This is a genomic window from Sphingopyxis sp. PAMC25046 (assembly GCF_004795895.1).
Taxonomy (GTDB): domain Bacteria; phylum Pseudomonadota; class Alphaproteobacteria; order Sphingomonadales; family Sphingomonadaceae; genus Sphingopyxis.
This window is the reverse complement of sequence record NZ_CP039250.1, coordinates 3,330,166-3,347,563: the sequence shown is the minus strand read 5'-3', so window position 1 is coordinate 3,347,563 and position 17,398 is coordinate 3,330,166. Positions and strand designations below refer to the sequence as shown.

16 protein-coding genes are annotated in these 17,398 nt (G+C 66.0%); 10 read left to right on the top strand and 6 right to left on the bottom strand.

Annotated elements, in window-relative coordinates; translation table 11 throughout:
* Positions 1–109: 109 nt before the first annotated feature.
* Both E5675_RS15785 and E5675_RS15780 read left to right on the top strand, forming a co-directional pair.
* The gene (locus tag E5675_RS15785) at positions 110–685 is read left to right on the top strand and encodes an SOS response-associated peptidase family protein (protein WP_247594652.1); all 576 of its coding nucleotides are present in this window, start codon (positions 110–112) and stop codon (positions 683–685) included.
* On the top strand, positions 682–1,119 hold the full coding sequence (locus E5675_RS15780; protein ID WP_168707761.1) for a DUF1810 domain-containing protein: 438 nt from the start codon (positions 682–684) through the stop codon (positions 1,117–1,119). The genes E5675_RS15785 and E5675_RS15780 overlap by 4 nt, the downstream gene beginning before the upstream one ends.
* Before the next feature lie 51 nt (positions 1,120–1,170).
* Here the strand turns inward: E5675_RS15780 and E5675_RS21540 are convergent, their stop codons facing one another.
* Together E5675_RS21540 and E5675_RS15775 are read right to left on the bottom strand one after the other, a co-directional pair.
* Positions 1,171–1,347, bottom strand: coding sequence for a hypothetical protein (locus E5675_RS21540; RefSeq protein WP_168707892.1), 177 nt, complete (start codon positions 1,345–1,347; stop codon positions 1,171–1,173).
* Between the two features lie 279 nt (positions 1,348–1,626).
* Positions 1,627–2,247, bottom strand: a complete 621-nt coding sequence (locus tag E5675_RS15775; protein ID WP_136175363.1) for a TIGR02281 family clan AA aspartic protease — start codon at positions 2,245–2,247, stop codon at positions 1,627–1,629.
* Between the two features lie 128 nt (positions 2,248–2,375).
* Between E5675_RS15775 and E5675_RS15770 the strand changes: the two genes are divergently transcribed.
* From E5675_RS15770 to E5675_RS15760, 3 genes are read left to right on the top strand one after another with little or no spacing between them, the layout of a single operon-like run.
* Positions 2,376–3,161 (top strand): protein ImuA, encoded by a 786-nt coding sequence (locus E5675_RS15770; protein WP_210727547.1) that lies wholly within the window; start codon positions 2,376–2,378, stop codon positions 3,159–3,161.
* Positions 3,067–4,869: a DUF6504 family protein gene (locus tag E5675_RS15765; RefSeq protein ID WP_136175362.1), complete on the top strand. Its 1,803-nt coding sequence runs from the start codon at positions 3,067–3,069 to the stop codon at positions 4,867–4,869. Before E5675_RS15770 ends, E5675_RS15765 begins: the two co-directional genes overlap by 95 nt.
* The gene (locus E5675_RS15760) at positions 4,866–8,063 is read left to right on the top strand and encodes an error-prone DNA polymerase (RefSeq protein WP_136175361.1); all 3,198 of its coding nucleotides are present in this window, start codon (positions 4,866–4,868) and stop codon (positions 8,061–8,063) included. Before E5675_RS15765 ends, E5675_RS15760 begins: the two co-directional genes overlap by 4 nt.
* Before the next feature lie 332 nt (positions 8,064–8,395).
* Here the strand turns inward: E5675_RS15760 and E5675_RS15755 are convergent, their stop codons facing one another.
* Entirely contained in the window at positions 8,396–8,653 is a 258-nt protein-coding gene (locus E5675_RS15755) for a hypothetical protein (protein WP_247594651.1), read from the bottom strand.
* A gap of 241 nt (positions 8,654–8,894) precedes the next feature.
* On the opposite strand from E5675_RS15755, the gene E5675_RS15750 reads away from it, so the two are divergent.
* The 3 genes from E5675_RS15750 (at position 8,895) to gntA (ending at position 11,624) form a co-directional block, all read left to right on the top strand.
* Positions 8,895–9,650: an SDR family oxidoreductase gene (locus E5675_RS15750; RefSeq protein ID WP_136175360.1), complete on the top strand. Its 756-nt coding sequence runs from the start codon at positions 8,895–8,897 to the stop codon at positions 9,648–9,650.
* 176 nt (positions 9,651–9,826) lie between these two features.
* Positions 9,827–10,402, top strand: a complete 576-nt coding sequence (locus E5675_RS15745) for a DUF4142 domain-containing protein (RefSeq protein ID WP_136175359.1) — start codon at positions 9,827–9,829, stop codon at positions 10,400–10,402.
* A gap of 505 nt (positions 10,403–10,907) precedes the next feature.
* A complete protein-coding gene (gene gntA / locus E5675_RS15740; RefSeq protein WP_136175358.1) occupies positions 10,908–11,624 on the top strand; it encodes a guanitoxin biosynthesis heme-dependent pre-guanitoxin N-hydroxylase GntA in 717 nt (238 codons plus the stop codon).
* Positions 11,625–11,663: 39 nt separating this feature from the next.
* On the opposite strand, the gene E5675_RS15735 is transcribed toward gntA, so the two are convergent.
* Positions 11,664–13,892 carry a catalase gene (locus E5675_RS15735; RefSeq protein WP_136175357.1) on the bottom strand — a complete coding sequence of 743 codons (2,229 nt, stop codon included), beginning with the start codon at positions 13,890–13,892 and terminating at the stop codon, positions 11,664–11,666.
* A 272-nt stretch (positions 13,893–14,164) separates the two neighbouring features.
* On the opposite strand from E5675_RS15735, the gene E5675_RS15730 reads away from it, so the two are divergent.
* Positions 14,165–14,362 carry a hypothetical protein gene (locus tag E5675_RS15730; protein WP_136175356.1) on the top strand — a complete coding sequence of 66 codons (198 nt, stop codon included), beginning with the start codon at positions 14,165–14,167 and terminating at the stop codon, positions 14,360–14,362.
* Here E5675_RS15730 and E5675_RS15725 read toward each other — a convergent pair.
* Positions 14,359–15,024, bottom strand: a complete 666-nt coding sequence (locus E5675_RS15725; protein WP_136175355.1) for an urea carboxylase-associated family protein — start codon at positions 15,022–15,024, stop codon at positions 14,359–14,361. The genes E5675_RS15730 and E5675_RS15725 overlap by 4 nt on opposite strands.
* 204 nt (positions 15,025–15,228) lie before the next feature.
* Here E5675_RS15725 and E5675_RS15720 point away from each other — a divergent pair, with 204 nt between their 5' ends.
* Positions 15,229–16,347 carry a glycosidase gene (locus tag E5675_RS15720; protein WP_136175354.1) on the top strand — a complete coding sequence of 373 codons (1,119 nt, stop codon included), beginning with the start codon at positions 15,229–15,231 and terminating at the stop codon, positions 16,345–16,347.
* 18 nt (positions 16,348–16,365) lie between these two features.
* On the opposite strand, the gene E5675_RS15715 is transcribed toward E5675_RS15720, so the two are convergent.
* Positions 16,366–17,397 (bottom strand): sugar phosphate nucleotidyltransferase, encoded by a 1,032-nt coding sequence (locus E5675_RS15715; protein WP_136176521.1) that lies wholly within the window; start codon positions 17,395–17,397, stop codon positions 16,366–16,368.
* Position 17,398 lies beyond the last annotated feature (1 nt).

Below are 17,398 nucleotides of genomic sequence, written 5' to 3'. Positions count from 1 at the left end.
GCCGTGCTCATGTGCGGAACATAATGGGAACGGATGCGAGTCGCAAGCATCAGGGGTTTTTGCGGAAATGTGCAACGATTACAGGCTTGAAGTTGATGTTGCTTCCATCATGGAAGACTTCGACGACTTGAAGATCAAGATCCGGACGCCGGAGGGCACGCCCAACGTTCCCGCGCGCGAGGACGTCCGAATCACCGACATGGCGCCGATCGTGAAGGCGGCCGATGGCGATGCGGCGGGGGAACTTGTGAACCGGCGCTGGAGCTGGCCGGGCCAGGGCGGCAGGCCGGTCTATAATGTCCGCTCGGAAGGGCGAGACCTCGCGGCGCAGCGCTGCCTCGTCCTGTGCGACGGCTTCTACGAATTTACCGATCCGACCGATAAGGCACAGAAACGCCTCGACAAGTGGCTCTTCACGATGAAGGAGCATCGCTGGTTCGCCATGGCGGGCATCTGGCGCGATGCCCATGTCGGCGAAGCCTTCGGCCTGCTGACGATGGACGCGGGTCCGGACGTGGCCCCCTATCACCATCGCCAGATCATCCCGCTGCCCCGCGACAAATGGGCCGCTTGGCTCGACCCGCGAACCCCGGCGGCCGACGTGCTCCAGTGGCTGCCGGAGGGCATGATCGAGGTCCAACAGGTTTATGGCAAGCCCCCGGCGCAGGGAGCGTTTGCGCTGTGACGAGCGGTGATGACAGTCTTGATCGCTTCGTCACCGCGCAGGAGCAAATCTACCCGCGCGCGCTCGAGGAAATCCGTCGCGGGGCCAAGCGCACGCACTGGATGTGGTTCATCTTTCCGCAGCTCGCCGGGCTTGGGCGAAGCGCGATGGCGCAGCGCTATGCGATTGCCGATATCGAGGAGGCGCGCGCCTATCTAGCCCATCCGCTACTCGGGCCCCGCTATGTCGAGTGCGCCGAGGCGCTGCAGGACCTGATCGGCAGCGACCCGGTAGCCGTGTTGGGCGAGACGGACGCAACCAAGCTCCGGTCGTCGCTCACCCTGTTCGAGGCTGCGAGCGGCCGGCCGCTGTTCGCGGCAGCGCTCGACCGTTGGTTCGGCGGGGTACGCGACGAGCTGACGTTGGCGAAGCTCGGAACGCCGAGCGCGCAATAAAGGGCCCGCCAAGGCGGGCCGAGTTTGCCACGGGAGAAGTGGCGAGGGTCTTCAGTTTTCGGTGCCGGGAGTACCCGTCTTCGGCGGCTTGCCATCTTCGATGCGGCCTTCGTTGCGAAGGTCGCGGCCTTCCTGCGCCTTGCGCTTGGCTTCGGGGCTGTCGCCGTTCTCGAAGGCTTCTTCCTTCACATAGCCGGCGGCTTCCTTGATCTTTCCTTCGATGCTCATGATCGACTCCATTGCTGTGTTCGCTGTGCCGGGAAGAAACCGACCGCGAAGGGCAAAAGTTGCCATGAATATTTTCGCGAGATCCTGAAACCATCGGCGGTTTCCCGGGTTCTCGTCGGCGGACGGGACCTGCCGGAGATCACACCTCGGTCTGCCGCGTCCATGGCTCCGGGGCCGTGCCGCCGCACCCCCGCCGAAACAGGCTTGGCCCGTTGACTGGTCTCACGGGAAGGCAAGCTTGGTTACAGGGCGACCGCAGCGTCACGGCCCGTTTCCGCTCTATTCGCTTGCGTGTGCCTGCTTTGGCAGGAGGATCAGCGTCCCCCCCTCGACCCGCCAGCTTTGCAGGTCCGACAGGAAATTCATGCCCAAGACGTCGGTAGTGCCGAGCCCCGGTGAAATGACAACCTTGAGTTTCCGGGCATCGATTCCTCCGATCGACAGTCTGTCGACGGTCGCCGCATCGGCGCGAACCGTGCCGTTTGCCGTCTGCATCAGGATGGGGACGAGCGTGGCGTCGGCAGCGACGCCGGCTGCCGCGGCCGTCGCGGGGGAGATCGCGGTCACCGTCGCGCCGCTGTCGATCAACATGCGGCGCTTCGTCCCGTTGATCTCGGCTTCGGCCCAGAAATGGCCGTCGCGGCTCATCGGTATGCGTACCTCGTCGCCAACGACGTCTTGGGCATCGAGGCCGAGGCTTTCGGTGACGCGCGACAGATTGGGATCGAAGGGCGCGTGCTGCAGGACGAGAAAGATACCGAAGGCGAGCAGCGCGAACGAAAAGAGCGCGCGGAAGACGCGGCCGACATAGGGAATCTTGAACAGGATGACGAGGATCAGTGCAGCGCCGACGGCGTATATCGCGAGCGTTTCCCAAGGAAGATCGGTTGTGATCGGCATAATTTGTTCCTGATTTACAAGGCCGAACGTGACGGGGCGCTGAATGATCCACAGTCCTTCGTCGCAGCTGTCTTGACGGATGTTCGTTGCGGGTGGAACATATAGAGAACATTTGAGTCGATACCAGCATGAGCATCCCGCCCATTTCGCTCCGGCCAAGCGCCGAGGACCTTGCCGCGCTTCGCGAAGCGGTCGCGCGCGTCGCCGCGTCGCGCGGGCCCGTGCTGCCCTTTGGTATCGGACCGCTCGATCATTTTCTTGCCGGAGGTGGCCTCGACGGGGCAGGCCTCCACGAGGTTGCGGGCGCGTCGGCGAGCTGGAGCGACGATGCGGCCGCAACATTATTCACTGCCGGCATCGCCGCCCGCTTCGCGGCGGCGCCCGATGTCTCGGTCCTCTGGGCGCTGACGCGCTTCGATCTCTACGCGCCCGCGCTCGAACAAGCAGGGCTTGGCCCGGGCTCGATCCTTTATGCCCAAGGCAAGGACGATCGCGATCTCCTGATGATGTGCGAGGACGCACTGCGCGACGGTGCGCTCGCCTGCGTCGTCGCCGAGGTGAAGGCGGCCGACCAGACGGCGACGCGGCGGCTTCAGCTCGCCGCCTCGGAGGGCAGGACGCCAATGCTGCTCTATCGCCGGTACCGTCGATACGGCCAATGTCCGCTCGCCGACCCGTCGCTCGCGTGCACGCGCTGGCGCATCGCCACCCTGCCGTCGGGGCGCCTTGCAACGTCCGGCGTCGGGCGCGGGCGATGGAATGTCGAGCTTGTCCGCCAGCGCGGCGGGCCGCCTTTCTCCCTCGAACTGGAGGCGTGCGATGACCAGGGTCGCCTCGCTCTTCCTTCCGCAGCTCGCGATAGAGCGGCTGCGGATGGCAGAGCGGCATCCGTCGCGATCGAACGCGCCGCCTGACCGGGGGCGGGCTGCCCCGCGCTTTCCTGAACCCGTCGACGACAATCCCGGCACCTGCTCGGTGCCGCGCGGCGGCGGCTGGCGCCCCGGCGCGCGCTGGGCGCAGGACAGGGGACCGGCGGCTGCAATTGACTCGCTGCCGGCGCACCAGCGCCCGACGATGCGCGAGCTCGGTCGGCGCAGCGAAGCGGCGGCGCCGGTTTTCCGGAATGTGCGGTCGGACGATGGCGTCGGCGGCGGTTCTGTCGTGCCGCTGCCGCTGCTGTGGGGCGCGCGCCCGACGATCGTGATCGCGCGCACCGGGCAGCGCGAGCTCGTCACCGCGGCCTGTCCGCTCGCCTGCGACCTCGGCCTCGCCGTCGGCATGGCTGCGGCGCATGCGCGGGCGCTCGTCTCCGATCTCGACGTGCTCGATGCCGACCCGGCCGCCGACGCGGCATGGCTCGCGCGGCTCGCCTTGCACGCGGCGCGCCACTGGACGCCAAGTGCGGCGGTGTCGGGCAGTGATGGCGTGTGGCTCGATTTGACCGGGGCGAGCCATCTCTTCGGGGGAGAAGAGAGTTTCGCCGCGCGTCTGCGCGGCTTTCTCAAGCGCCTCGGCTTCAGCGCGCGTGTCGCGATCGCCGGAACAGCCGGCGCCGCACACGCGCTCGCGCGCTACGGCGGCCGCGAGGTTCAGGTCCTGCCGGAAGGGAGGGAAGGGGAGGCGCTGGCTCCTTTGCCGCTGGCGGCGCTCCGGCTGACGCCGGAGGCGCTCGCTGCCGCCGCGCGCTTCGGGATCGAGCGGGTCGCCGACCTTTATCCCATGCCGCGCGGGCCGCTTGCGCGGCGCCTCGGGCGCGCCGCGACCCTGCGGCTCGACCAGGCGCGCGGCTTTGTGCCCGAGCCGATCGTCCCGGTGGTCCCGTTCGATGTGCCACGCGCGGAGCGCGGACTCCTCGAGCCGATCGGGACCGCCGAGGCGATCGAGCAGGTGATCGCGGACCTGCTGGCCGATCTGGTGGTGCTGCTTGAGCAAAGTGGGCTCGGACTGCGATCGGCCGTGCTGACGTGCGAGCGGGTCGACGCAGCGAAGCAGATCGTGAGTGTCGGGACAGCGCGGGCGACGCGCGACGCGGCGCATCTGCTGCGCCTGTTCCGACTGCGGATCGACCGGATCGAACCGGGGCTCGGGATCGAGGCGATGACGCTCGCGGCGCCTGCGGTCGAACGCCTCGCGCCGGTGGCGCTTGGCGTTCCGCTCGATGGTGAGGCGCGCGCGCGCGACCTCGCGCCGCTCGTCGACCGGCTCGCGGGCCGCGCCGGCGCGGATGCGCTGTTCCGGCTGCGGCCGATCGAGAGCGACGTGCCCGAGCGCGCGATCGGCCGCGCCGGCCCGCTGGCCAAGCCTGCCGGCTGGCCAGCATGGCCGCGGCCCATCCGGATGCTCGCGCGGCCCGAGGCGCTGTCGGGCGTGGTCGCGCTGCTCCCCGATCATCCACCGCGCCGCTTCGCGTGGCGCGGGCGGAGCTATGCCGTAGTCGCGGGCGACGGACCCGAACGCATCCATGGCGAATGGTGGCGCCGTCCCGGCGAGATGTGGGCGGTGCGCGACTATTTTCGGGTCGAGGCGGAAAGCGGCGAGCGCTTCTGGCTGTTCCGGCGCGGCGACGCGATCGAAGACCAGACCGGCGATCTCAGTTGGTACATGCACGGCGTCTTCGGATGACGATCTATGTCGAACTCCAGGTAACGAGCCATTTTTCCTTCCTTCGGGGGGCGTCCTCGCCCGAAGAATTGTTCGCGGCCGCAGCCTGCCTGGGCCATACGGCCCTCGGCCTTTGCGACCGGGGCAGCGTCGCCGGCATGGTGCGGGGTCTTTCGGGGCAGGAGGCGACCGGCGTCCGGCTGATCGCCGGGACGCGCGTCGACCTGCGCGACGGCCGCGCGATCCTCCTCTATCCGACCGATCGGGCGGCCTGGTCGCGGCTGACGCGGCTGCTGTCCTTGGGCAAGGCGCGCGGCGGCAAGGGGCAATGCTGGCTCGACTGGCCCGACATCGCCGCCGGCTCGCAGGGCCTCGTCGCGATCCTCGTTCCGGACGCGGCGGATAACCGGACCCGGCTCGATCTCGCCGAATTGCGCGAGGCCTTCGGCCCGCGCGCGTTTCTGGCGCTCGGTCTCCGCCGGCGGCCCGGCGACTTCGCGCGGCTTCGCGCGCTCGACGATCTCGCGCGCGATGTCGGGGTGCGAGCCGTCGCCTGCGGCGACATCCTCTATCACGCGCCCGAGCGCCGGCCATTGCAGGACGTGCTGACGGCGATCCGCGAGAAGACAACGGTCGATGCGCTCGGGTTCAAGCGCGAGCGTTTCGCGGACCGGGCGCTGAAGTCGCCCGCCGAGATGGAAAGGCGCTTCGCGCTCTTTCCCGATGCGATCGCCGCGACCGCCGACATCGCCGCGATGTGCCGCTTCGACCTCGCCGAAATCCGCTACCAATATCCCTATGAGGAGGTGATGGCGGGCCGAACCGCGCAGGAGGCGCTTGCGGCGCTGACTGAAGAGGGCGCGGCCCGGATGTTCCCCGGCGGCGTTCCGCCTGCCTACCGGCAACAGATCGATCATGAGCTGCGCCTGATTGGCGAGCTCGGCTACGCGCCCTATTTTCTGACGGTAAATTCGATCGTCGCCGAGAGCCGTCGGCGCGGCATATTGTGCCAGGGCCGGGGGAGCGCGGCCAATAGCTGTGTCTGCTTTCTGCTCGGCGTGACCTCGATCGATCCGATCAAGCATGAGCTGCTCTTCGAGCGCTTTGTGTCGGGCGAGCGCAAGGAGCCGCCCGATATCGACGTCGACTTCGAACATGAGCGGCGCGAGGAAATCATCCAGTGGATCTACGAAACCTACGGCCGCCATCGTTCCGCGCTCACCGCCGTGGTCACGCGCTACCGCACCCGCGGTGCGGTCGCCGAGGTCGGTAAGGCGCTCGGCCTGCCGCGCGACCTTACCAAGATGCTGACGGGCCTCGTCTGGGGCTGGTCGATGGACGGCATCCCCGAGGAGCGCATCGCTGAGCTTAACCTCAACGCCAATGACTATCGACTTCGGCTGACGCTCGATCTAGCGCGGCAGCTGATCGGGACGCCGCGGCATCTCTCCCAGCACCCGGGCGGCTTCGTGCTGACCGAGGAGCGGCTCGACGATCTTGTGCCGATCGAGCCGGCGCGGATGGAGGACCGCCAGATCATCGAATGGGACAAGGACGATATCGACGTCCTCAAATTCATGAAGGTCGACGTGCTGGGTCTCGGGATGCTCGGCTGCATGAACCGGGCGTTCAACCTGCTCCGCGAACACAAGAGCATCGATGTCGGCATGGCCGACCTGCAGGACGACGACCCGGCGGTCTATGGGATGATCCAGAAGGCCGACACGCTCGGCGTCTTCCAGATCGAGAGCCGCGCGCAGATGTCGATGCTGCCGCGGATCAAGCCCAAATGCTTCTACGACCTCGTGATCGAGGTCGCGATCGTCCGCCCCGGCCCGATCCAGGGCGACATGGTCCATCCTTATCTTCGCCGGCGCGAGGGGAAGGAAAAGCCCGAATATCCCAAGCCCGAGCTCCGCGCCGTGCTTGAGAAAACGCTAGGTGTGCCCCTGTTCCAGGAGCAGGCGATGAAGGTCGCGATCGTCGGTGCGGGCTTCACGCCGGCCGAGGCCGATCAGTTGCGGCGCGCGATGGCGACGTTCAAGCTCACCGGCGGCGTGTCGCATTTCTTCGACAAGCTGGTCGGCGGCATGGTGGCGCGCGGTTATCCGCAGGATTTTGCAGAACGGACCTTCAAGCAGATCGAGGGCTTCGGTTCCTATGGTTTTCCCGAGAGCCACGCTGCGAGCTTTGCAAAGATCGCTTACGCCTCCTGTTGGATGAAGCATCATCATCCCGACGTCTTTTGCGCGGCGCTCCTGAATGCGCAGCCGATGGGCTTTTACGCGCCGGCGCAGATCGTGCGGGATGCGCGCAATCATGGCGTCGAGGTACGGTCCGTCTCGATCAACCACAGCCATTGGGACTGCACGCTCGAGGAAACCTACGGCCGATATCTCGCGGTGCGTCTGGGCTTTCGCCAGGTACGGAGCCTCGCCAATGTCCATGGCGCCGCGATCGTCGGAGCGCGGGGCGATGTGCCTTATGATTGCGTCGAGGATGTGTGGCGGCGCGCCGGCGTGCCGCGCGCCGCGATCGAAAGGATCGCCGAGGCGGACGGCTTCGCCTGCCTGTGCGAGGACAGGCGGCAGGGCCTCTGGAAGGTGCGGGGGCTGGGAGAGGCGCCGCTGCCGCTCTTCGCGGCGGCGGACGCGCGCGAGGCGGCTTTCTCGCCCGAGGGGCTCGAACCGCCCACTTTGCTTCGGCCGATGACCGAGGGGCGCGAGGTAGTGGAGGATTATCGCACGCTTCAGCTTAGTCTGCGTGCGCATCCCTTGTCCTTTCTGCGTGAGGAACTCGATGCGATGGGCGTGGTCCGCTGCGCGGACCTCGCGAATATCCGCGATGGCCGAAATATCGAGGTGGCGGGCGTGATCCTCGTGCGGCAGCGGCCCGGCTCGGCGAAGGGCGTGCTGTTCGTCACGATCGAGGACGAGACCGGCATCGCCAACGGCATCCTCTGGCCCGATCGGTTCGACATCTATCGGCGCCAAATCATGTCGGCCTCGATGATCGCGATGCGCGGACGGCTCCAGAAGGAAGGCGAGGTCATTCACATCATCTGCGACCGGATTACCGATCACGATGCGCTGCTGCGCTCGGTCGGCCGCAGCGATCTTCCCATTGCGCCGGGACGCGGGGATGGGGCGCGGAGCGGGGGCGGGCCGGACAGCCGCGAGAACGGTCTGCGCATCCGGAGCCACGATTTCCACTGAGACCCATCGTCTCCCGTTGCAAGAGACCTTTCCTCATCGGCTGCCTAACTGCGAGACCCGGCTCGCCCAACGCCGTCAACCCCTGCGGGGGCTCCATACAGAGGATGACGCGAGCCGGCGCATGGTGCCGCGGCCGCGGTTCAAGCTGACGGATGTCCCTGCCTGATGGAGACTCTGGCGCTCTCGCAGGCGCCACGAGCGAGGTGAGGTGATGGAGTATGCCTCCAGCGCGTTGCTCGCGCCTACTGAGGTGCGGAGCTTTGCCTCATGAATTTGTTGCGCAGTTCTGATTAGTCCCCGAGCCCACGGAACTTCCAGTTGCGGCTCGAGCCCTAATATCCTGGCGGATCGCTGGCCGGGAAGGATTCGTCCCCTGCCTGATCCTCGCGTTGCCAGGGCCGACCCACATCGTCGCGCATCGCCTCGGGACCCGCCGACCGGGTCTGGTCGAAATTCTCGGCATGCGTCTCGCCGTCGGCGAAAGCCGCGCTGTGGTCGTCGACCTTGTTCGGGGCCGGAACCTTGCGCGCGAAGTAGAACAGCGCGCCGAGCGTCGCGGCCCCCACCATCTTGCCTGCAATTCCCATCATCTATCTCCTTGCCCCGCCGAAGCTCAACGGGCCGCGTGCGGCGGGGTTGCCGGCCGAGCGGGAATAATCTGCTTATCACAGATCAACCCGGTCGAGCTCGTGAGGCTCGCAGCCCGGCAGGAAATGGGGGTTTCTATTCCCGCGCTGTGCGGGGCGTGGCCCCGCCGATCGCCGGGCCCCGGAACCATGCGCTGCGTAGAACGTCGCTCCTGCGAGGAGGGGTTGGCAGAAGGAAATTTCGATGCGCGACGAACGCGACGCTCACACCGAAAAACCAGGCCTTGACGGGCGCCGCGCCATTGTCACGGGCGGCACGACCGGGATAGGCCGCGCGATTGCCGTGCTTCTCGCGAGCTACGGAGTGCGCGTCTTCGTCTGCGGGCGCACCCCCGAGCATCTTGCCGACGCGCTCGAGCGGATCGAGGAGGTCGGCGAAGGAGACGGGATGAATGTCGACCTCGCAGTCGCCAAGGACGTCGACCGCTTTTTCGACGCCGCCACTGCCTATTTGGGCGATTTCGATATCGCGATCATTAACGCCGCGATCCCTGCGGCTGCGCTCGCCGACGGCGACGAAAGCGAGACGCGATACCAGCTCGAGACGGATTTCACCGCCTATCTCGTCTGCGCGCAAGAGGCCGCCAAGCGCATGGGCAAGGGGAGCGATATCGTCCTCATCGGTTCGATGTCCGCGGTCTCAAGGAAGCCTGGAAGCTCGGTCTATATCGCCGCCAAATCAGGGATTCAGGGCTTCGCGCAATCTTTCCGCAAGGAACTCGCCGACGAGGATATCAAGATTGGGCTGATCGAGCCGGGATTTACCGGCGCAGACTTTCAATATCCGGAGTTTCCGCCGGAGAAGCAGCGCGAACTGATCCATGCCGACAAGATGTTGCGAGCCGAGGATATCGCCGCGGCTGTCCATTTCATGCTGACCCAGCCGCGCCGCACCGCAGTCTCGCTCATGCGCGTCGAGACGCGCCTCGAACATCCCTGAGCTCGTAGTGGAAGGCCCGAAACATCCTTTTTTTGCATGATACCGGCCGTGGGGGCGATGATACAAGCGCGCGCGAGCGGTCGATGCGATCCCGGGCAGGCCTTCGAAGCCTACCGGAACTTTGCGCACAATCTGCCCGTTGCTGATGCGCGGGCGGGCATAATGGGAGACGTCCAATGAAATATCTTTTTCTTCTCGCATCCACCGCGATGCTGGGCGCTTGCAATGGCTCGGAACCTGCCCAGCCCCCGGCGGAAAACACCGCCAGCGTAACGCCCTCCGAAACCGCTGCGGAACCCGGCATGCCGACCGACGCCGCTGGATATGTCGCCAAGGCCGGCGCGGGGGATCTTTGGGAAATCGAGTCGTCGAAGGCGCTGATCGAAAAATCGGCGCGCGACGATGTGAAGGCTTTCGCGCGCATGATGATCGACAATCACACCAAGTCGACCGCGAAGGTGAAGGCGGCCGCCTCCGAGGCCTCGATCGAGGTGATGCCGCCCGCCCTCGATGCCGGCCAGCAGCGCATGTTGAACGAAATCCGAGGCGCCGACGCTTCGGCAATCGATGCCATCTATTTACGGCATCAAAAGAGCGCGCACGCGGCCGCGCTCGCGCTCCATCGCGCCTATGCGGCCAACGGCGATACCGAAAGCCTTCGGAAGGCGGCGGGCGAAATCGCGCCGGTGGTCAGCGAGCATATCCGCGAACTCGAAAAACTGGCCGGGGAGACGCGCGATGCCGGACAATGACAAGCCTCGCAGCGAGGCGGCAAACCCGAACCCAAGCAGGACTTCTGCCGCCTCCGCCACGCCGGGATCGCTGCCGCCAGAACCTGTCGAAGATCGACCCGGCGTGAGCCGGGTGCGGCCGGAGGATTATCCCCTCGATCAACGCGCCCGATTGGGCGCTGGCGAAGAGAATCGCGGGCGGCGCGCTACAAAGGGCAGCGGCCCCGCGAGCGGAAGCGGCGCCGGCGCGGGCGGCAAGGGCAATCCGGAAGATTATGATTCGGATCCGCAGGGCGGGGGCGGCGATGGACCCCCGGTTGCCGATGATGGCCCCAAGACAGGCGCCGACGCGCCGGTTGGCGGCAGTCGCTAAGCGCAGCTTGGAAACCTGGCCATCGCGCCGGTCTGTCGCTCCGCGGGTGCTGTCGGGCTGCGGTTGTGTACGGACAAGCGTGCGCCGGGCGGAAATAGCGCAACATGGATCAATCGCCGGCAACCGGCTCCCCCAAGCAATCGTTTATCAGCCATGCTCCCTGTCACGAATGAAACCGACCATCCGCTTGCCGAGCGCTTCGCAGATTTTTTGCGATCGGAGGAGTTTCCATGCGTGGGCGCGAAGTCCGCGCTCGCGCGCGATCAGGTCCACTTCGTGGTCGGCCGCGACATAAGATCGGCGTGGGACGATCTTCGCATCTACCCCAATCTTCTCGATCTTGCCTCGAGCTACGCGCGGCGCCCATCGCTATTCCACTCGCTCGTCGTCCTGTTCGAAGAGGATAGCGGCCTCGACGAAAAGGCGTTCGAGGCCTGCCTGTGGGATCGGCTCGCGTCGCTCTCGCACAAGGATGACTGGCACGGTCAGCCTCCCGACCCGCGCGTCAGCAGCGATCCGCGCGACCCTCATTTTTCGTTGAGTTTCGGAGGGGAAGCCTTCTTTGTCGTTGGCCTCCATCCTCGGGCGAGCCGGCCAGCGCGCCGGTTCGAGCGCCCCGCGCTGGTGTTCAATCTTCACGATCAATTCGAAACGCTTCGCGCCAGCGGACTCTACGAGAAGATGCGCACGACGATTATCGCGCGCGACGTCGCGCTCGCAGGCGACGTCAACCCGATGCTCGCGAGGCATGGAAGCTTATCCGAAGCCCGGCAATATTCCGGGCGCGAGGTCGGCTCCGAATGGCGCTGCCCCTTCGCGGGGCGCAATGCCGGTCGGCGCCGGCGACTGCTGGGCGGTCGCGGCGCTTGATCATTTCTCGGGGCGCGCGCGGCGCCACAGTCGGCGCCGTCAACCGGTTCCGGTAGCATCCATGTCGACCTCCGCTTCGCGCGGCCAATATCGAAGCGCGCGGCAGGCCTCGATGAAGGTCGCCGCCTCGGCGGCCTTCCCCAAAGGGATGCAAGCCTCGTCGAGGCTGTCCGCGATGCCCGCCGCCTCGAGTAGCGCGACCGCGTCCGCGCTATGGCCGATGAACTTGCAGTGCGCGAAGGCGTCGGTCACGAAATCCTTCGCAGTGGCATCGGTACCCAGCGCCCCCGCGCCTTCCTCGGACACGAGGATCGCAACCGCGTCGAAGAGCACCGAAGGGCCGCCGTCGATCTTGTGCCGCGCTGCCACCTTCGTTCCGTCGGAGAGCGTCGCGCCGCCGATCTTGGGGGCGACGATCTCGAAAAGCGCACCCTCGGTCTTCACCGCCTTGACGAGCGCCTTGAATAGCGTGGCATCGGCGCCATCGCTCAGCAAGATCCCGAGCTTGCGGCCCTTGAAGCTGCCTGGGCCATTTTTGACGATGCTGAGCGCGTCGGAGGCGGGAAGGTCGGTCTTCGGCTCGGACGCCGCGGGCGCGGCGTCGGGAAGCGCGATCCCCAGACCGTCCGCGACGCGCGCAGCCAGTTTCTCGTCGATGTTGCGCAGATGCGAAACGGTGCGGGCGCGAATGTCCGGCCGTTCCACTTTCGAGAGTTCGAAGACGAGCGCATCGCCGATATGCTTTTGCTCGATCGGTGTCTGACTGATGTAGAATTGCCGCGCCTGGCTATAATGATCGGCGAAGCTTTCCAGGCGCACGCGCTGCTTCGCGCCCTGGGCTTCTTCGGCGAAGCTGGTGAAGCCCCTGGCCGGATCCTCGCGCGGTCCCCCGATGGTCGGTCCCCAGCTATTCGGTTCGTAATTGGCGCGGCCGACGGGGTTTTTCATCGCCATATGTCCGTCCTGCTGGAAATGCGCCATCGGGCATTTGGGGGCATTGATCGGGATATGGGTGAAATTGGGACCGCCCAATCGCTTGATCTGCGTGTCGAGATAGGAAAAATTGCGCCCCTGCAGCAGCGGATCGTTCGAAAAATCGATACCGGGGGGCACATTTTGCGTGCAAAATGCGACCTGTTCGGTTTCCGCGAAGAAGTTATCGACCACCCGGTCGAGCACGAGGCGCCCGATCAGGCGCACCGGAACCCGTTCCTCGGGGATGAGCTTCGTGGGATCGAGGATGTCGAAGTCGAAGCTTTCGGCAAAGTCGTCGTCGAAAAGCTGGACGCCGAGGTCCCATTCGGGAAAGTCGCCGCCATTGATCGCGTCCCACAGGTCGCGGCGGTGGAAGTCGGGATCGGCTCCGTTGATCTTCACCGCCTCGTTCCATACGACCGACTGCAAGCCTTGCCGCGGCTTCCAGTGGAATTTGACGAACACCGACTTGCCGTCGGCATTGACGAGCCGGAAGCTGTGAACGCCGAAACCCTCCATCGTGCGGAAGGAGCGCGGGATAGCCCGGTCGGACATCGTCCACATCACCATGTGGAAGCTTTCCGGCATCAGGCTGATAAAGTCCCAGAAATTGTCATGAGCGGATTGCGCTTGCGGAAACGCGCGGTCGGGCTCGGCTTTGACCGAGTGGATGAGATCGGGGAACTTCATCGCATCCTGGATGAAGAAGACGGGGATATTGTTCCCCACAAGATCCCAATTGCCTTCTTTCGTGTAGAGCTTGACCGCGAAGCCGCGCACGTCGCGCGCGAGGTCGAAGCTGCCCTTCGATCCCGCAACCGTCGAGAAGCGGACGAATGCGGGCGTCCTTTCGCCGACGCGCTGGAAAATGTCGGCCCGGCTATAGTCCGCAAGGCTTTCCGTGAGCTCGAAATAGCCGTGCGCCCCGTAGCCGCGCGCATGGACAACGCGTTCGGGGATGCGCTCGTGATCGAAATGAAACAGCTTCTCGCGAAAGTGAAAATCTTCGAGCAGCGTCGGACCCCGAGCGCCTTGCTTGAGGCTGTTCTGATCGTCGGAGACGGGCGCCCCCTGCTGCGTCGTGAGCACGCTCGCGCCGCTGTCCGCGGTCTGGCGAGTCTCGCCGCCGCTACCTTGCGCATCGCCATAGCTATGCTCGATCGCGGCATCGGACGGAATCGGCGAGGCTTTTGCGGGGGTTTCGCCCGGATGATCGGCGCCGGCGATTTCGCTCGCCGTAATCGTCTTCGTGGATTTGCTGGCGGTACGCGGCGTCGCGGGGGTCTTGCTCATCGTCATCTCTCTTGCTGGCGAAGAAGGCGCGGCGACGCCAAAAGCGCCGCCGCGCACCGGGGGGGCGCTAGGTCAACCGGCGAGGCGCGGGCAGGTTGCCGCGCTACGAGCGAGGTTGATCTGGGTTATGACGAATCTCCGGCCGCGGTCTGCAACGCGGCGCCTCTCCGATGGTTATGCGTCGAGACCAGTCACCGCATGAATGCGCCGCGCGGACCCCCGACGGCGTTCGGCGTGCTCATGTTCCGACGCCAGGACAGGAGAGATCCACGATGGAAGGGCATGACAGCGGCCCCCTTACCGAAGCCGGCACGGCCAGCGCCGAACTTGGCATCGTTCTCCTCGACGGGCCCAATGGGGTCGCGGTCGCGATGACCCCCGACGCTGCAGAACGAACCGGCCGCTCGCTGGTTCTCGCCGCCGACGAGGCGCGCCGACAGCGGTCGGACGTCGATGCGGCGCGACCCTAGGTCGATTTGTCTTCCCCGTTCCGCCTCGGCCGGTTTGCGGTTTCGACGCGGTAGTCGATCGGTTTGAACGTTCCGCCGCAACTGTCGTAAGCCGAGCAGGCGGTAAGGCCGATCACGAGATCGCAAAGCGCGCGAAGCCGAATATGATCGCCTGGCCTGGTCGGCGGGGGGAGGACTTCGATCGTACCATTTGGCGAAACCGGCACGTTCATGAACAGGTTGAAGGCTACGGGGATCGCGTCCGGCTCGATGCCGAAAGGGGCGAGAGCTTCGGCCAGATTGCCGAAACAGCCGCGATGGACGGGCTTGGCGGGATAGAAATGCCGGAACGTCGCTTCGCTGCACGGGGTAAGCAGGAAATCGTGCACACCGACGCTATCCTCGACGATTTCGAGCATGGCACGCGAGCGGTTCGACCAGAGCCGGTTGCCTGCCGTCAGCCGGATCGTTTCCTCATAATCGAAGGTGCGCCCGTTCGAGAGCAATTCGCGGACATCGTCCGCGGCGAAGGCGAGCAAATCGCCGACCTGGCCGCCTTCGGGGTCGACGACATGAAGTATGTCGCCCTTCGCGAGCCGGAAGGCGGTGCCCGACCGCGGGCCGATGCGGTTGAAAGCCGCGGTTGACCGCGCCTCGGTTCGGGCTCCCTTATCGCTATTCATGAACATTTCCTCTCGGTCGAAATAGGAGCGCGCCTAGTTTCGGGCAGGCGACGAGGGCGCCATCTGCGCGATTGGTTTTACGACATCGGCTCGCGGCCTCGCCTTGGACCGGGACGCAGATCGCTTCTGGCGGGGAACATTGCACCCGCTCGGGGTTTTTCCCGGTAGGGCGTGATTGGCGCGCCGCGGCGAAAGGAGCCCGCCATGGAGTTCGCGGTCGACCGCCTCGTTTTCGGTCCGGACGATGTCGATCCGGCGCGTTCGCCCCTGGCGGGCGCGCTCGGGGCCGAAACCTACGTGCTGGGCGCCTTCAATCCGGGGCTTGCGCGCCTTCCGAACGATAATCTGCTGCTGCTCGTGCGCGTCGCGGAAGCGCTTCGCCATCCCGTCCGCGACGGCCATGTCCATTCGATACGCTGGGACGGCGGCCGCTATCGCCTCGACGCCTGGCCGCTCGATCTTTGCGATACCTCCGACCCGCGCAAATTCCTCGTGCACGGCGGCGCCTGGGAGGTGATGGCGCTGACCTCGCTTTCCTGGCTGCTGCCCGTGGAACTCTCGCCCGATGGCCTCGCCGTCGTTGCGGTGCACTATGAGCGCGCCATCGCGCCGCAGGCGAGTTTCCAATGCTATGGCATCGAGGATGCGCGCATCTCGAATTTGGGCGACCGCTGGCTGATGACGAGCTGCTCGGTAAGCCCCGAACGCCATTCGACGACGCTTTACAGTTCCACCAACGGGCTCGACTGGCGGTTCGAGGATATCGTGCTCGATCACCAGAATAAGGACATGCTCATCTTCGAGGGCCTGATCGGTGGGCAATATTGGGCGCAGACCCGGCCTTTGGGCGCCCTCTATTTCACCTATCCGCCCGGCAGCGAGTGGCGCGCGGGCCCCTCGATCAATCTCGCCTCGTCGCCCGACGCGCTCCACTGGAAGCCGCGGCGCGAGCCCGGTCTCCGGCCGCATGCGGGTACGGTCGCGACGGCGCGCATGGGAGGCGGGACGCCGCCGATCCTGACGCCGCGCGGCTGGCTCACGCTCTGGCACGGGGTCGAGCCGAAGGAGGTCGTCGGCATATACCGGACCTACTGGTCGCTTCTCGATCCGGAGAATCCTTCGCGCGTCCTCCACGGGGAACATGCGCCGCTGCTCGAGGCCAATCCGGCGCTCACCGCGCCGCTTGAGGATAAGATCTACATTCGCGACGTCGTCTTCACCACCGGCATCGTCGATGCCGGCGATCATTATATCGTCGCCTCGGGCGAGGGGGACCTTGCGTGCCGAATCACCCATATTCCCAAATCCCGTTTCGGACTGTGAAAACCCGGGCGCCTATCGTCATCCGCACGCCTTTGCGGCGGCGCGCACGTCCTGCGAGCGCGCAAGCGGCATGACCAGAATATCGTCGCCATCGACGATCACCGCGACGTCCTCCATGCCGACAAGCGAGACGCGCTTTCCGGGCGCGCGCACAAGACAGCCGCGGCTCTCGTGCGCGAACAGTTCGCCATCGCAGGCATTGCCCGTTTCATCGCAGCGGGCAAGCGCGTGTACCGCCTCCCAGCTCCCGAGGTCCGACCACCCCATCGAGACGGGAACCACCGCAACGCGGGCATGTTTCTCGAGCACGGCATAATCGATCGAGTCCGACGGGGCCGCGGCGAAGCTAGGTCCGTCGGCGTAGATGGCATGGGGGCTCTCGCTTGCCGCCGCGAACGCAGCCTCGGCGGCAAGGTATATCGCCGGACAATGTTCGCGCATCGCGTCGCGCATCGCACCCGCCCGAAAGAGAAAAATTCCCGCGTTCCAGCTGTACCCGCCTGCCGCCAGCATTGCCTCGGCCTTGGCGCGCGGTGGCTTTTCGACGAAGCGCTCGACCGCGAACCCCGCGTCGCCGAGCGCCGCGCCGCTCGCGATGTAACCGAAACCCGTTTCGGGACGATCGGGGGTGATGCCGAAAGTGACGATCCAATCGTCCCTGGCCAGCATTTGCGCCCTCGCCACGGCCTGCCGGAAGGCGGAGACGTCTTCGACAATATGGTCGCTCGGCATGACCAGCAGGAGCGTGTCGGGACCGGCAGCGGCGACGGCAAGGGCGATAGCGCCGGCGGTGTTTCGTGCAACCGGCTCGACGAGAAGTTTCGGGTCAAAGCCCTCTGCCTGCGCACGAACCAGCGCGACATGTTCGGCGCCGCAGATCACGAGCGGCGGAAGAAACGCCCCGTCTGCGGCGCGCTTAAGCGTCCGGCGAAAAAGGCTGTCGCCGCCCACGAGGTCGAGAAACTGCTTGGCGCGCGCACCGCGCGACGCCGGCCAGAGGCGTGTGCCCGCGCCGCCGCACAGCAAGACGGGCTGGATCGGCCGGTGCATG

What these genes read in the sequence shown, in the direction of transcription:
- E5675_RS15785 (WP_247594652.1), top strand. Translation starts at nt 110, where the DNA reads ATGGAAGACTTCGACGACTTGAAGATCAAGATCCGGACGCCGGAGGGC.
- E5675_RS21540 (WP_168707892.1), bottom strand. Translation starts at nt 1,347, where the DNA reads ATGAGCATCGAAGGAAAGATCAAGGAAGCCGCCGGCTATGTGAAGGAA.
- E5675_RS15775 (WP_136175363.1), bottom strand. Translation starts at nt 2,247, where the DNA reads ATGCCGATCACAACCGATCTTCCTTGGGAAACGCTCGCGATATACGCC.
- E5675_RS15770 (WP_210727547.1), top strand. Translation starts at nt 2,376, where the DNA reads ATGAGCATCCCGCCCATTTCGCTCCGGCCAAGCGCCGAGGACCTTGCC.
- E5675_RS15765 (WP_136175362.1), top strand. Translation starts at nt 3,067, where the DNA reads ATGACCAGGGTCGCCTCGCTCTTCCTTCCGCAGCTCGCGATAGAGCGG.
- E5675_RS15760 (WP_136175361.1), top strand. Translation starts at nt 4,866, where the DNA reads ATGACGATCTATGTCGAACTCCAGGTAACGAGCCATTTTTCCTTCCTT.
- E5675_RS15755 (WP_247594651.1), bottom strand. Translation starts at nt 8,653, where the DNA reads ATGATGGGAATTGCAGGCAAGATGGTGGGGGCCGCGACGCTCGGCGCG.
- E5675_RS15750 (WP_136175360.1), top strand. Translation starts at nt 8,895, where the DNA reads ATGCGCGACGAACGCGACGCTCACACCGAAAAACCAGGCCTTGACGGG.
- E5675_RS15745 (WP_136175359.1), top strand. Translation starts at nt 9,827, where the DNA reads ATGAAATATCTTTTTCTTCTCGCATCCACCGCGATGCTGGGCGCTTGC.
- gntA (WP_136175358.1), top strand. Translation starts at nt 10,908, where the DNA reads ATGCTCCCTGTCACGAATGAAACCGACCATCCGCTTGCCGAGCGCTTC.
- E5675_RS15735 (WP_136175357.1), bottom strand. Translation starts at nt 13,892, where the DNA reads ATGAGCAAGACCCCCGCGACGCCGCGTACCGCCAGCAAATCCACGAAG.
- E5675_RS15730 (WP_136175356.1), top strand. Translation starts at nt 14,165, where the DNA reads ATGGAAGGGCATGACAGCGGCCCCCTTACCGAAGCCGGCACGGCCAGC.
- E5675_RS15725 (WP_136175355.1), bottom strand. Translation starts at nt 15,024, where the DNA reads ATGAATAGCGATAAGGGAGCCCGAACCGAGGCGCGGTCAACCGCGGCT.
- E5675_RS15720 (WP_136175354.1), top strand. Translation starts at nt 15,229, where the DNA reads ATGGAGTTCGCGGTCGACCGCCTCGTTTTCGGTCCGGACGATGTCGAT.
- E5675_RS15715 (WP_136176521.1), bottom strand. Translation starts at nt 17,397, where the DNA reads ATGCACCGGCCGATCCAGCCCGTCTTGCTGTGCGGCGGCGCGGGCACA.